The sequence below is a fragment of the Mycolicibacterium parafortuitum genome (genome assembly GCF_010725485.1).
In the GTDB taxonomy this organism is placed as follows: domain Bacteria; phylum Actinomycetota; class Actinomycetes; order Mycobacteriales; family Mycobacteriaceae; genus Mycobacterium.
This window is the reverse complement of sequence record NZ_AP022598.1, coordinates 832,770-846,428: the sequence shown is the minus strand read 5'-3', so window position 1 is coordinate 846,428 and position 13,659 is coordinate 832,770. Positions and strand designations below refer to the sequence as shown.

Below are 13,659 nucleotides of genomic sequence, written 5' to 3'. Positions count from 1 at the left end.
CGGTCAGCAACGGATTCCGTCGTTGCTGCGGGGTTGCGGTCAGAATGTGGACATCGGGCGCACGCTGTTGGCCAGGTCGACCAGCGCGTACCGGTGCGCCTGGGTCGGCGCGACCCTGGCGAGGCTGCGCAGTGCCGCCTCGACACCGAGCTGCAGCCCGTGCTCGGTGAACGGGAAGCCCAGGATGTGGTTGGTGCTCGCGGTGTTGTCGGCGAGCCAGTCCATCGCGGTGCCCAGCACCAGCGCGCGGATCTGCAGCACCCGCGGCTCGGTGTCGGGCAGCGCCTCGACGCGCCTGGCGGCATCGCGAATGTGCTGTTCGGTGATCTCGGTGGTGGAACGCCCGGACAGCAGCGTCACCGCGCTCGTCAGCCGCGCCGTCGTGAAATGCCGTGAGGTGGCCGGGACCTCGTCGAGCGTGCGGACCGCGCCGTCACGGTCGCCGTCGGCGGATTGTGCTCTGGCCCAACCGAACCCGGCGGAGATCACCCCGTGGTCGGTGTCCCACACCGTCTTGTAGAACTTGTTGCCGTCCTGGGTGCCCGCCAGTTCCGCAGTCGCCCCCAGCGCCAGTTTCGGTGCCAGCTCACCGGGCAGGATGTCGAGGACCTCGGTGAAATGTTGGGTGGCCGAGTCGTAGTCGGCGGTGAGCAACTCCGAGACCGCCCGGAACCAGACCAGTCGCCACTGCCAGCCGACCCGCTCGGCGAGGTCGTCGAGCTTTCGCCTGGCCTTGGCGACATCGCCCAGGTCGAGCAGCGCGCGGACCTCCATGAGTGGCAACTCGACCGACTCGCTGAGGTCCACCCCGTCGGAGTCCAGAGCGCCGTGCCGGGCCGCACGCAACGAATCCAGCGTCTGCACAGGCTGACTCAACAGCGTCGCCGACAGCACCGTGGCCCCGGCGTCGGTCGGATCCACCAGCGGAACCTGCAACGCCCGGACGATCTCCTGGGCGGTCAGCTTCTCCGAGTGCACCTGGCCGTCGAGATAGACGTCGGTGTGCGCGACCAGCAGATCCACGCCGAACGTGGACCGCGACGGGCTGAATGTCGTCGACAGGCCGGGCCGCGGGATCCCGGTGTCGCTGGCGACGACCTCGCGCAGCACACCCATCAGCTGGCTCGACATCTCCTCGGCGGACTGGAAGCGCCGCCGCGGATCCGGGTCGATCGCGCGCCGCAGCAACCTGGCGAACGAGTCGTACTCCTTGAGGACGGGGTTGTCCTCGGGCAGCCCGTCGGCGTAGCGGCCGCGCTTGGTCGGCAGCCGCATCGTCAGCGCGGCCAGCGTGCGGCCGACGGTGTAGATGTCGCTGGCCACCGTCGGCCCGGTCCGGACGATCTCGGGCGCCTGATATCCCGGCGTCCCGTAGAGGTATCCGAAGGAGTTGATCCGCGACACCGCACCGAGGTCGATGATCTTCAACTGATCCTCGGTGACCATGATGTTCTCGGGTTTGAGGTCGTTGTAGACCAGCCCGATCGAGTGCAGGTAGCCCAGCGCGGGCAGGATCTCGAGCATGAAGCCGATCGCCTCGGCGACGGGTAGCCGCAGCTGGGCACTGTGTTTGAGCAGGGTGGCCTGCTTGAGCGAGGTGCCCCCGACGTACTCCATCACGATGTAACCGACGGGGTTGCCGTGCTTGTCCTCGTGCTCGACGAAGTTGTAGATCTTCACGATCCCGGGATGGGTCACCTCGGCCAGGAACTGCCGCTCGGCCATCGCGATCCGCTGCGCCTCCGCGTCACCGGAGTGCACCAGACCCTTGAGGACGACGGGTCGGTCGTTGACGTTCTTGTCGAAAGCCAGATACACCCAGCCCAGTCCGCCGTGGGCGATGCAGCCTTTGATCTCGTACTGGTCGGCCACGATGTCGCCCGGATTGAGCTGCGGCAGAAAAGAATACGCGCTACCACAATGCGGGCACCAGCCCTCCGACAACGCCCGGCCGTCATCGGTGGACCTGCCCACCGGCCGTCCGCAGTTCCAGCAGAACCGCTTCGACTCCGCGACCACCGGGTCGGTCATCAACGCGGCCAATGGATCTCGCGCGGGCACCCGCGGGATCTCGACCAGGCCGCCGCCGAGCCTGCGGGTCGGGGACAGCTGACGGGTCACCGTGGTCGTGGTGTCCTGCGGTTCGGTGTCGCCGGTGTGCACGGCGTCGAGGTCGTCGTCATCGTCGTCGAAATGCGGCCGGAACACCGCCTGGGTGGCCATCGGACGGATGGTGGCCATCGAGTCGTCGTCGAGATCGGCGAGGCTGGCAGGCTGGGTCCCCGGCCCGTCATCCTCGGGCCGGGTGATGTCGACGTCGTCAGGTTCGGCGATCAATCGATGTACCTCGCCACCGGCGGTGCGGGCGCAGGGCCCAGGACGGTCAACCACTTGCGGTACAACGTGTACCACGTGCCGTCGCGACGAATGCGTTGCAGGGTGCCGTTGACGAATCGCACCAGCCCGGTGTTCTCCAGGTTGACCCCGATGCCGTACGGCTCCTGGTTCATCGACGGTCCGACGATGTGCAGATACGGATCCTGCGACACCAGCCCGGCGAGGATCGAGTCGTCGGTGCTGACGGCGTCGACCTGACGCTGCTGCAGGGCGACCAGGCAGTCGGCCCAGGTGACCACGCCGACGATGATCGGCGGCGGGGTGATCTGCTGGATACGCTCCAGCGAGGTGGTGCCCTTCGCGACACACACCCGCTTACCCGAAAGATCAGACGACTGACGGATGTTCGAGTCCCGCGGGGCCAGGATGCGCTGGTTGGCCATCAGGTACGCGGTCGAGAAATTCACCAGCTTCTTGCGCTCGCACGTGATCGTCATGGTCTTGACCACGACGTCCACCTCATTGTTCTGCAGCGCGGCGATCCGGTCGGCCGACGACAGGATCCGGTACTCCACCTGCGACGGCGTGCCGAAGATGTCGCGGGCGATCTCACCGGCGATGTCGACGTCGAAACCGGTGATCTCGCCGGTGATCGGATCACGGAAGCTGAACAGATTGCTGCCGATGTCCAGGCCGACGATCAGCCGGCCGCGGGCTTTGATGTTGGCGACCGCGGCGTCGGCCTCCTCCTTGGTGTCGAACGGCCGCAGGCTCGCCAGCGGATCGCAGTCGTCGTCGGCCGGGGTGCGCGGCCGGGCCGACTCCGGCGGCAGCTCCTCCATGCCTGCGGGCGTCGGTGGGGCCAGCGTCACCGTCGGCGTCGCCACCGTCGGAAGCGCCTGCGCGCAACCGCTCAACATCGTGACCGCCGCGACCAGCGCGAGCACCGCACGCGCGCGAGACCTGCCTGGCTTCATTGTCATCAGGGCTGGTTTCTTCTTCGCGCAAGCGCTCATCTGTACTCGTTCAGTCGTGGCCAGATCCCCAGCGCCACCGCGACCGCCGCCACCACCGACAGCAGCGCGGCGCCGACCGTCGCGCCCGACAGCACACGCCGCGCGTTGACGATGTCGCTGCGCAGCTGGGAGCGGCTCTGGTCGATGCCCTTCGTCAGCGCCTCGTCGAGTTTGTTGAACGCCGGCGTCGCGTCGTCCTCACCGGTTCCGAGCGCCACCCGCGTCGCGGCCTGATAGTTGCCCACCGCGATGTAGGCGGTGATCCGGTCGTCGGCGGCGCGCCAGCGGTCCAACAGCTGCGCGGCGTCGGCCAGATCGGTCTTGTCGATCGAGTCGTCGCGCGCGACGTAGCGCGCCAACTGTTCCTTCATATCGTCGATGCGCTGGTAGTAGGACTGCTTGCGGATGTCCTCGTCACCGCGGCGGATCAGCGCCAGGGTCTCGTCGGCACGGGCCTGCTGCGCGGTGATCGCCAGCGAGGTCACCGTCTTGAGGGACTCGGCGGCGGTCTCCTTGGCGCTGCGGCTGTCGGCGGTCGAGATGATCAGCGCGGTGCCGACCCAGATCAGCATGATCAGCACCGCCAGACCGCCGGCGACGAAGCCGACGTTGACCCGGCGCCGGGTCCGCTTGGCCAGCCAGCGGTTGGCGAACACGCCGAACAGCAAGGTCGCGGTCACCACCAGGATCACCGGGATCGGGATGCGCGTCGACGCCGTGGTCTCGGCGTCCACCCGCGCCGAGGTCTCCTCGTAGAGCCGCTGCGCGTCGGGCAGGATCTGCTGCTGCATCAACGCCGACGCCTCGGACAGGTACGACGAACCGACCGGGTTGCCCGCCCGGTTGTTGGTCCTGGCGGTCTCCACCAGCCCGGTGTAGACGGCCAGCCGAGCGTTGATGCGGCCGAGCAACTGCACCAGCTGCTCCTCGGTCAACCCGCTGGAGGCGCGCGTCACCGCGACCGACGCATCGGTGATGGCCTGCTCGTAGCGCTGCCGGACCGGGCGTGGCTCCGACCCCGCGATGAACGCGGTGGCCGCGGCGGCGTCGGCGACCGACAGCGTGGTGTACAACTGGCCCGCGGCGAACGCCAGCGGCTCGGTGTGGTTGAGCACCGTCGTCAGCGCCTGCTGGCGGTCGTTGATGGTGGTCGAGGTCGCGAACGCGCTGGCGATCACCAGCGCGGCGAGCACCAGGCCGATGGTCAGGATCCGGCCCGGGGTGGTCCACAGAAACCACCACCGCGGATGCGACGACCCGGTCGGAGAGCGCGACGCGAGAGGTTCGGTCGACGGGTGCGCCAACTCCACAGTCACGTCTGCGCGGACCTCATCCTGGTCTCGATCTCTACGGCGGTCGGTTCAAGAACTATATAAAAGAATTCTAAGAGCTCTGGTTGCGACGCGTGCGGATTCAGGTGCTCCGAATTGTCGAACCGTTACCTAAGCTGGACGCCGTGCGCGGTGACGGTGACGGCTGGGTGGTGTCGGACTCGGGCGCGGCGTTCTGGGGACGACACGGCGCGGCCGGTTTGCTGCTGCGCGCGCCCGGCCCCGACGGAACGGCCGCGGTCCTGCTGCAGCACCGGGCCCCGTGGAGTCATCAGGGCGGCACGTGGGGGCTTCCCGGCGGCGCCCGCGACAGCCACGAATCCCCCGAGGAAGCGGCCGTGCGCGAGGCGCACGAGGAAGCCGGGCTGTCCCCGGAGCGGCTCACCGTCCGGACCACGGTGGTCACCGCCGAGAACTCCGGGTGGACCTACACGACCGTGATCGCCGACGCCGACGAACAACTCGAGACCGTCCCCAACCGGGAGAGCGCCGAGTTGCGCTGGGTCGCCGAGGACGAGGTCGCGGAGCTGCCGCTGCACCCCGGGTTCGCGGCCAGCTGGACCCGGCTGCGTGAGGTCACCGCATCGATTCCGCTGCTGATCAAACGGCAGAACTGAGCATCCGGACGAGCTCTTCGGCCGCCGCCCGGGGATCGTCGGCGGCGGTGATCGCACGCACCACCACGACCCTGCGCGCGCCGGCCTGCAGCACCTCGGGCAGCCGGGCGGCGTCGATGCCGCCGATCGCGAACCAGGGTTTGTCGGTGCCCAGCGCCGCGGCGGCGCGCACCAGATCCAGCCCCGGCGCGGCGCGGCCGGGTTTCGTCGGGGTCGGCCAGCACGGCCCCACACAGAAGTAGTCCACGTCCTCGGCCGCCGCCGCGCGGGCCTGGTCGGCGTCATGGGTCGAGCGTCCGATCAGCCGCCGCCCGACGATGTCCCGGGCGGTCGGCAGCGGCAGGTCGTCCTGGCCGAGGTGCAGGATGTCCGCGCCGGCCGCCAGCGCGACGTCGGCGCGGTCGTTCACCGCGACCAGCGCCCCGTGTCTGCGCGCCGCGTCGGTCAGGATCTCCAGCGCGGCGAGTTCGTCGCGCGCCTCCAGCGGGCCGAACCGCTCCTCCCCGGCCGATCCCTTGTCGCGCAACTGGACGATGTCGACGCCCCCGGCGAGCGCGGCGTCGACGAACTCGGCCAGGTCGCCGCGCTCTCGGCGGGCGTCGGTGCACAGATAGAGGCGGGCACTTCGCAGCCGCGCGGTTTCGGACACAGTCGAACCGTAGCGGGGCGGCGACGTAGGCTGGCGGACGACCACACGGGAGTCCCGGGCACGGGGACTGAGAGTGGGCCCGCCGGCCCTTACCGTCACACCTGATCCGGGTCATGCCGGCGAAGGGAGGACGCGAGATGCCCCGCTCACTGGCCGTCATCGGCGGCGGCGTCATCGGGCTGTCGGTGGCCCACCGCGCCGCCACCGACGGCTGGGCCGTGCGCGTGCACCGCACCGCGCAGCCGGGGGCCTCGTGGGTGGCCGGCGGGATGCTGGCCCCGCACAGCGAGGGCTGGCCCGGCGAGGAGCGGCTGCTGGCGATCGGTCTGGAGTCACTGCGGCTGTGGCACGACCGGTTCCTCGGCGAGCTGCCGCCCGATGTGGTCACCGCGCGCCAGTCGCTGGTGGTCGCCGTCGACCACGCCGACGCCGCCGATCTCAAGACGGTCGGTACGTGGCTGACCGCGCAGGGCCATCCGGTCACCCCGACGGCATCCGCCCGTGATGTCGAACCCCTACTCGCACAGGGTATCCGGCATGGATTCATCGCCGAGACCGAGCTGGCGGTCGACAACCGCGCGGTGGTGGCCGCGCTCACCGCGGCGTGCGAACGGCTCGGCGTGCGGTGGGCGGAACCGGTGCAGACCCTGACCGAGGTCGCCGACTCCGACACGGTGCTGATCGCCAACGGCATCGACGCACCGGCACTGTGGCCGGGCCTGCCGGTACGGCCGGTCAAAGGGGAGGTGCTCCGATTGCGTTGGCGCCGTGGCTGTCTGGCGCCGCCGCGGCGGGTGATCCGGGCCCGGGTGCGCGGCAGGCAGGTCTACGTCGTGCCGCGCGCCGACGGGGTGGTCGTCGGCGCCACCCAGTATGAACACGGCCGCGACACCACCCCCACCGTCAGCGGTGTGCGCGACCTGCTCGACGACGCGTGCACCGTGATCCCCGCGCTGGGGGAGTACGAATTCTCCGAGGCGGCAGCGGGTCTGCGCCCGATGACACCGGACAACCTGCCGATCGTGGGCAGGCTCGACGAGCGCACCCTGGTCGCCGCCGGGCACGGCAGGTCGGGTTTCCTGCTGGCGCCGTGGACCGCGGAAACGATCGCCGCCGAGCTGGAAGGAGCGAGCGTCACATGAGGCTCATCGTCAACGACGAGGACGTCGAAGTCGGGGACTGCACCACCGTCGCCGGACTGCTGGAACACCTCGGGATTCCGGAGAAGGGCATCGCCGTCGCGGTGGACTGGTCGGTGCTGCCCCGTGCGGAGTGGGACACCGTGCTGACCGACGGCGCGAAGATCGCGGTGGTGACGGCGGTGCAGGGTGGCTGACCTGAACTTCCCGCCGGCGAAGCTGAGCATCGCGGGCCGCGAGTTCACCTCACGGCTGATCCTCGGCACCGGCGGGGCCGCCAACCTCGCGGTCCTCGAAGCGGCGCTGATCGCGTCGCGGACCGAGTTGACCACGGTCGCGATGCGGCGCGTCGACGCCGACGGCGGCACCGGGGTGCTGGATCTGCTGACCCGCCTCGGCATCACCCCGCTGCCCAACACCGCCGGGTGCCGCGGCGCGGCCGAGGCGGTGATGACCGCGCAGCTGGCCCGCGAAGCGCTGCAGACCGACTGGGTCAAGCTCGAGGTGATCGCCGACGAGCGCACCCTGTTACCCGATGCGGTCGAATTGGTCAGGGCCGCCGAACAACTGGTCGACGACGGGTTCTGTGTGCTGCCCTACACCACCGACGACCCGGTACTGGCGCGCCGGCTGGAGGCGGTCGGCTGTGTGGCGGTGATGCCGCTCGGATCGCCGATCGGCACCGGGCTGGGGATCGCGAACCCGCACAATATCGAGATGATCGTCGAACAGGCCGGGGTGCCGGTGATCCTCGACGCGGGCATCGGCACCGCCAGTGACGCCGCGCTGGCGATGGAACTCGGCTGCGATGCGGTGCTGCTGGCGTCGGCGGTCACCCGCGCGGCCGACCCGCCCGCGATGGCCGAGGCGATGGCCGCCGCGGTGCGGGCCGGATACCTGGCCCGCCACGCCGGGCGGATCCCGAAGAGGTTCTGGGCCCAGGCCTCCAGCCCGGCCCTGTGATGAACACGGTCGCCGACCTCGTGATCGAGGAGGTGTCACGGTGATCCGCCTCGACGGGCTCACGAAGGTGTTCCGCGGTCGCGGCGCCCCCGCCGTCGACGGGTTGACGTGCACGATCGAACCCGGCGTGGTGACCGGGTTCCTCGGGCCCAACGGCGCGGGCAAGACCACCACGATGCGGATGATCCTCGGCCTGGACCGGCCCACCTCGGGCGCCGCGACCATCGAAGGCAAGACCTACCGGCAGCTCACCGATCCGCTGCGCACGGTCGGCGCGCTGCTCGACGCCCGTGCGGTGCACCCGAACCGGACGGTGCGCAACCACCTGCGCTGGATCGCCGCGAGCAACCGGATCCCGTCGCAGCGCGTCGACGAGGTCCTCGGCATGGTCGGATTGGCCGGGGTGGCCGGGGCACGCGCGGGCACGTTGTCGCTCGGCATGAGCCAGCGCCTCGGCATCGCGGCCGCGCTGATCGGAGATCCGCCGGTGCTGCTGTTCGACGAACCGGTGAACGGCCTCGACCCCGAGGGCATCCACTGGGTGCGCACGTTGATGCGCACCCTGGCTGGGGAAGGACGCACGGTGCTGGTGTCGAGCCATCTGCTCTCCGAGATGGCCAATACCGCCGACCACCTGGTGGTGATCGGCAAGGGCAGGCTGATCGCCGACACCACCGTCGCGGAGTTCGTCGGTCACGGTGCCGCGGTCCGGGTGCGCAGCCCGCGCCGCGACGAGTTGGCCGGCGCGCTCGCCGCGGCCGGCTGGACCGTCGGGCGCGACGGTGACGCGCTGCTGGTGTCCGGCGCCGCGATCGAGGAGGTCGGTGAACTGGCTGCGCGGCATGCGATCCCGCTGCACGAGCTGAGCCCGCAGCAAGCCACCCTTGAGCAGGCGTATCTGGCGCTGACCGATGACGCCACCGAGTACCGCGGGATGACCCGGTGATGCGCGCGGCCGGCGCGGCGCTGAACGCCGAACGCATCAAGCTGACAACCCTGCGGTCCCCGCTGTGGGCGGCGGTCGCCGCGGCCGTCCTGGCCTTGGCGCTCGCGGCGTTGCAGGCCTCCGTGTCCTCGGGTTACACGCCGATGCCGGTGCAGCGGGCGGCGATGGGGGTCGCGGTGTTCGGGGTGCCGGTGCTGATGGTCGTCGCGGCGATGACGGTGACGGGGGAGTACCGCAGCGGTCTGATCGCGACCACGTTCCTGGCCACCCCGCGCCGAACCCTCGTGGTGTGTGCCAAAGCGGTTGCCGCCGCGGTGTTCTCGGTGGTGGCCTCGGTGGTGATGGTGTTCGGCGCGGTTCTGGTCGCACGGCTGGTCGCCGCACCGCGTGCCGCGGCAGGCCTGACGGTGCCCGCCGCGGCGGGGTTCGCGGTGTCGATCGCGATCTACGCGGCGCTGACCGCCGTGCTCGGCGTCGGGGTCGCGGTGCTGGTGCGCCACACCGCGGGCGCGGTGACCGCGTTGCTGCTGTGGCCGCTTCTGCTCGAGCCGCTGCTGGGGAACCTGCCCGGGCGCAGCTGGGATATCGGCCCGTACCTGCCGTTCGCGAACATGTTCAGGTTCCTCGACGTGCAGTGGCTGTTCCCGGACTATCCGATGCGCTGGGGCGTGACCGGTTCGCTCGGCTACTTCGCCGCCGTGGTCGGCGCGGTGTTTGTCGTGGCACTGCTGACGGTGAACCGCCGCGACGCCTAGCATGGCTGCCCATGACCGACCCGCAGACACTCACCTTCACGCTGCCCCACCTGGACATCAGCGCGTTGTCCTGGGGACCGGCCGACGGTCGGTTGGTGTTGTGCCTGCACGGGTTCCCCGACAGCGCGTGGGGCTGGCGCAAGTTCGCGCCGCTGCTCGCCGAGCAGGGGTTCCGGGTGGTCGCCCCGTTCGCCCGCGGGTACGCACCGACCGGGCCCGCACCTGACGGCGACTACCACATCGGGGCGCTGATGTACGACGCGCTGGCCGTGCACCGCGAGCTGGGCGCCCCCGACGACGCGGTGGTGATCGGGCACGACTGGGGCGGGTTCGTGGTCAGCGGGCTGGCGGCCTACCCGGATTCGCCCTTCGCCGAGCACGTTTCGATGGCCGTGGCGCCGATCGGCGCGATCAGCAGGACCCGCGGCCCGATCGGCCGCCAGTTGCGCCTGCTGCCGCGTCAACTGCGCAACAGCTGGTACATCCTGTTCTTCCAGGTCCCGGCGCTGCCGGAACGGCTGCTCCCGCGCGTCATCCCGCGGCTGTGGCAGGACTGGGGGCCGCGCGGATACGACACCGACGCCGAACTCGACGACGCGCTGGCCGCGTTGCCCAGCCCGGCGCACCGGCAGGCCGCGGTCGGGTACTACCGGGCCATGGTGCGGCCCTCGCGCCCGCTGGCGAGATACGCCGATCTGCACAAGTGGGTGTTCGACCCGCCCCGGGTGCCGATGCTGCACCTGCAGGGCGAACAGGACGGGGCGATGGAGGCCGCCTACGCCGAACCGATCGAATCGGTCCTCCCGGAAGGCAGCCGGGTGGTCTTCGTCCCGGACGCGGGACACTTCCTACAGATCGAACGTCCGCAGGTCGCCGCCGGTGCGGTCCTCGACTATCTGAGTGCCCGTCCGGCGCCACGCTAACGTGGTGGCCGTGACCCCGAGACGACTCGCCGTGGTGCTGGCGTGCGCTGTGCTGGCCGCGGGCGGATGCGGTGGCGGCAGCGACCCGAAACCCGTGCCGCAGACCGACCCGGACCCGGCCGCGGCCGCCGCGTTCGCCGACGAGTTGTCCGGCAAGGTCACCGTCGACGCGATGTTCGCCCACCTGAGGAAACTGCAGGAGATCGCCGACGAGCACGGTGGCAACCGTGGGCTCGGATCCCCCGGCTACGACGCGAGCGTCGACTATGTCGCGGACGCGTTGCGGGACAACGGGTTCGATGTCGAGACCCCGGAGTTCGAGGTCAAGCTGCCCTGGGCCGACGAACCGTCGCTGACCGTGGCCGGCACCAAGGTCGAGGCCCGACCGATGGTCTTCACGGTCGGTACCGGATCCGACGGGGTGTCCGGCCCGCTGGTCATCGCCCGCTCGGAGGACACCCCGGGCTGCACCGAGGACGACTACGACGGGCTGCCGGTCGACGGCGCCATCGTGGTCGTCGACCGGGGCTCATGCCCGTTCGGCGGCAAACAGGCCGTCGCCGCCAAGCTCGGCGCCGTCGCGCTGATCGTGGCCAACAACGAGGACGTCGCCGCGCTGGCCGGCGGGACCCTCGGCGGGGGCACCGACGTCAAGATCCCCGTCATCGGTGTCAGCAAGGCTTCCGGGGACCGGTTGCGCGAGCAGTCCGGTGCCCGCGCGGTGCTCAACCTGAACGCCGGCGTGCGGGTCGAGAACACCCGCAGCGTGATCGCCCAGACCACCACGGGCTCGACCGAGGACGTGGTCATGCTCGGTGCCCACCTCGACAGCGTCGAGGACGGCCCCGGCATCAACGACAACGGTTCCGGGGTGGCCGCGGTGCTGGAAACCGCACTGCAGCTGGGTGGTTCACCCGACGTGCGCAACGCCGTCCGGTTCGGGTTCTGGGGCGCCGAGGAACACGGGCTGATCGGGTCGGGTAACTATGTCGGCTCTCTCGACGAGGACGCGCTGCGCGACATCGCGCTGTACCTGAACTTCGACATGCTGGGCTCCCCGAACCCGGGCTATTTCATCTACGACGGCAACCAGTCCGCACCGCCGGATCCCCGGCTTCCCGTGCCGCGGATCCCGGAGGGCTCGGCGGGAATCGAACGCACCCTGATGGGTTATCTCGACAAGGCCGGAAAGCCAGGCCGGGACACCGATTTCGACGGCCGGTCGGACTACGACGCGTTCACCAGGGCCGGGATCCCGGCCGGCGGACTGTTCTCCGGCGCCGAGGAGAAGAAGACGGCCGAGGAGGCCGACCTGTGGGGTGGGCAGGCCGACGAACCGTTCGACCCCAACTATCACAAGGCCTCCGACACCATCGACCACATCGACCGCACCGCGCTGGGAATCCACGGCAGCGGCGTCGCGTATGTCACCGGCCTCTACGCGCAGGACCAGCGGGGCCGCAACGGGATCCCGCTTCGAGAAGATCGCACCCGGCACCGGTTGACCGCGTCGTGAGCGCCCGCCGAGCCGCCGTCACGCTCGCCGCGGTGGGCGCCCTGGTGGTGTCCTGCTCGTCTTCGGAGCCCGCGCCGCCGCCGCAGTGGGGTCCGGAACTGGCAGGCAAGGTCACCATCGACGCCGTCTACGGACATCTGGAGAAGCTGCAGCAGATCGCCGATGCCAACGACGGCAACCGCGCCGACGGCTCCCCGGGTTTCCAGGCCAGCGTCGACTATGTGGCCGGACTGTTGCGCGACGAGGGTTTCGACGTCCAGACCCCCGAGTTCGAGCGGCTGTCGGGTTCGCGCGGCGGGAAGCCGGCCCTGACGGTGGCCGGCCGGCCGTTCCGCGTCGAGCAGGCCTCGCTGATGATCACCACGCCGCCCGGTGGGCTCAAGGCCATCACCCTGCGGCCGCGCAAACCGGCCGGGTGCGCGGCGGCGGACTACGGAAACGTCGACGTCGACGACGCGATCGCCGTGGTCGACGACAGCGGCTGCTCGATCGTCCAGAAGCAGCGGGTGGCCGTCGACCAGGGCGCGGTCGGCGTGCTGGTGGTCAGTCAGGCCACCCCGGCGCGACCCGTCGGCGCCCCGCCGACGCTGTTCACCTCCGGCTACTACAACGACCTGAAAGTGCCGGTGGGCGTTATCGACCCGAGCGCCGACGCCGCGCTGCGGCGTACCGAGGCGCCGGTGACGCTGGTGCTGGACAACAAGCCCGTGATGAGCACGTCGCGAAACGTGATCGCGCAGACCGCGACCGGCGACACCGGCAACGTGGTGGTGGTCGGCGCCCACCTCGACAGCGTGCAGTCCGGTCCCGGGATCAACGACAACGGTTCCGGGGTGGCCGCGGTGCTGGAGACCGCCTTGCAGCTCGGCGCACAGCCGCAGACCGCCAACGCGGTGCGGTTCGCGTTCTGGGGTGCCGAGGAGATCTCGAGGGACGGGTCGACGAAGTATCTGCGCTCGCTGAGCCCGGACCAACTCGACGACATCGCGCTGTACCTGAACTTCGACATGCTGGGTTCACCGAACGCCGGCTACTTCACCGACGACGGCGACCAGTCCACCCAAACCGAGCCGAATGTCCGTGCGGTGCCGGAGGGTTCGGCCGGGATCGAACGCACCCTGGCCGGCATCCTGAACCTCGCCGGGGTGCGGCCGGCCGACATACCGCTGGCGCGCACCACCGACTACGCGCCGTTCCTGGCCGCCGGGATCCCGGTCGGCGGGCTGACCTCCGGATCGTCCCAGCGCAAGACCGAGGTACAGGCGCGGCTGTGGGGCGGAAAGGCCGGCGCCCCGTTCGACCCGAACTATCACACCCGGCTGGACAACATCGACAACATCGACCGCGACGCGCTCGGGATCATGGCGTCGGCGGCGGCGTACGCCGTCGGGACCTACGCGCAGTCGATCGACGGCGTCAACGGGGTTCCGGCGCGGGACCAGCGGGACCGGCGTGCGCCCTAGCCCC

Annotated in this window: 13 protein-coding genes; 9 read left to right on the top strand and 4 right to left on the bottom strand. The window is 70.4% G+C overall.

The annotated features are described in order from the left end of the window. Nucleotides 1–39: 39 nt before the first annotated feature. From NTM_RS03955 to glnX, 3 genes are read right to left on the bottom strand one after another with little or no spacing between them, the layout of a single operon-like run. Nucleotides 40–2,337, bottom strand: a complete 2,298-nt coding sequence (locus NTM_RS03955; protein WP_163765523.1) for a serine/threonine-protein kinase PknG — start codon at nucleotides 2,335–2,337, stop codon at nucleotides 40–42. Continuing rightward, nucleotides 2,334–3,314, bottom strand: coding sequence for a glutamate ABC transporter substrate-binding protein (locus NTM_RS03950; protein ID WP_104861749.1), 981 nt, complete (start codon nucleotides 3,312–3,314; stop codon nucleotides 2,334–2,336). Before NTM_RS03950 ends, NTM_RS03955 begins: the two co-directional genes overlap by 4 nt. 35 nt (nucleotides 3,315–3,349) lie before the next feature. Further along, nucleotides 3,350–4,669, bottom strand: a complete 1,320-nt coding sequence (glnX, locus tag NTM_RS03945; RefSeq protein WP_163765522.1) for a protein kinase G-activating protein GlnX — start codon at nucleotides 4,667–4,669, stop codon at nucleotides 3,350–3,352. Between the two features lie 140 nt (nucleotides 4,670–4,809). On the opposite strand from glnX, the gene NTM_RS03940 reads away from it, so the two are divergent. Next, nucleotides 4,810–5,301 (top strand): NUDIX hydrolase, encoded by a 492-nt coding sequence (locus tag NTM_RS03940; protein ID WP_104861751.1) that lies wholly within the window; start codon nucleotides 4,810–4,812, stop codon nucleotides 5,299–5,301. Here the strand turns inward: NTM_RS03940 and thiE are convergent. After that, nucleotides 5,285–5,950: a thiamine phosphate synthase gene (gene thiE, locus NTM_RS03935; RefSeq protein WP_104861752.1), complete on the bottom strand. Its 666-nt coding sequence runs from the start codon at nucleotides 5,948–5,950 to the stop codon at nucleotides 5,285–5,287. The two genes, NTM_RS03940 and thiE, sit on opposite strands and share 17 nt — an antisense overlap. Before the next feature lie 137 nt (nucleotides 5,951–6,087). On the opposite strand from thiE, the gene thiO reads away from it, so the two are divergent. From thiO to NTM_RS03895, 8 genes are read left to right on the top strand one after another with little or no spacing between them, the layout of a single operon-like run. Further along, the gene (thiO, locus tag NTM_RS03930) at nucleotides 6,088–7,092 is read left to right on the top strand and encodes a glycine oxidase ThiO (protein WP_163765521.1); all 1,005 of its coding nucleotides are present in this window, start codon (nucleotides 6,088–6,090) and stop codon (nucleotides 7,090–7,092) included. Continuing rightward, nucleotides 7,089–7,286, top strand: a complete 198-nt coding sequence (gene thiS / locus NTM_RS03925; protein ID WP_163765520.1) for a sulfur carrier protein ThiS — start codon at nucleotides 7,089–7,091, stop codon at nucleotides 7,284–7,286. Before thiO ends, thiS begins: the two co-directional genes overlap by 4 nt. A gap of 1 nt (nucleotide 7,287) precedes the next feature. After that, nucleotides 7,288–8,052 carry a thiazole synthase gene (locus NTM_RS03920; RefSeq protein WP_104862166.1) on the top strand — a complete coding sequence of 255 codons (765 nt, stop codon included), beginning with the start codon at nucleotides 7,288–7,290 and terminating at the stop codon, nucleotides 8,050–8,052. A 40-nt stretch (nucleotides 8,053–8,092) separates the two neighbouring features. Further along, on the top strand, nucleotides 8,093–8,998 hold the full coding sequence (locus NTM_RS03915; protein WP_163765519.1) for an ABC transporter ATP-binding protein: 906 nt from the start codon (nucleotides 8,093–8,095) through the stop codon (nucleotides 8,996–8,998). Further along, nucleotides 8,998–9,753, top strand: a complete 756-nt coding sequence (locus NTM_RS03910; RefSeq protein ID WP_179963877.1) for an ABC transporter permease — start codon at nucleotides 8,998–9,000, stop codon at nucleotides 9,751–9,753. The genes NTM_RS03915 and NTM_RS03910 overlap by 1 nt, the downstream gene beginning before the upstream one ends. Nucleotides 9,754–9,764: 11 nt before the next feature. Next, on the top strand, nucleotides 9,765–10,676 hold the full coding sequence (locus NTM_RS03905) for an alpha/beta fold hydrolase (protein ID WP_104861756.1): 912 nt from the start codon (nucleotides 9,765–9,767) through the stop codon (nucleotides 10,674–10,676). Nucleotide 10,677: 1 nt separating this feature from the next. Next, nucleotides 10,678–12,192 (top strand): M28 family metallopeptidase, encoded by a 1,515-nt coding sequence (locus tag NTM_RS03900; protein ID WP_435405024.1) that lies wholly within the window; start codon nucleotides 10,678–10,680, stop codon nucleotides 12,190–12,192. Beyond that, nucleotides 12,189–13,655: a M28 family metallopeptidase gene (locus NTM_RS03895; protein WP_104861757.1), complete on the top strand. Its 1,467-nt coding sequence runs from the start codon at nucleotides 12,189–12,191 to the stop codon at nucleotides 13,653–13,655. The genes NTM_RS03900 and NTM_RS03895 overlap by 4 nt, the downstream gene beginning before the upstream one ends. Nucleotides 13,656–13,659 lie beyond the last annotated feature (4 nt).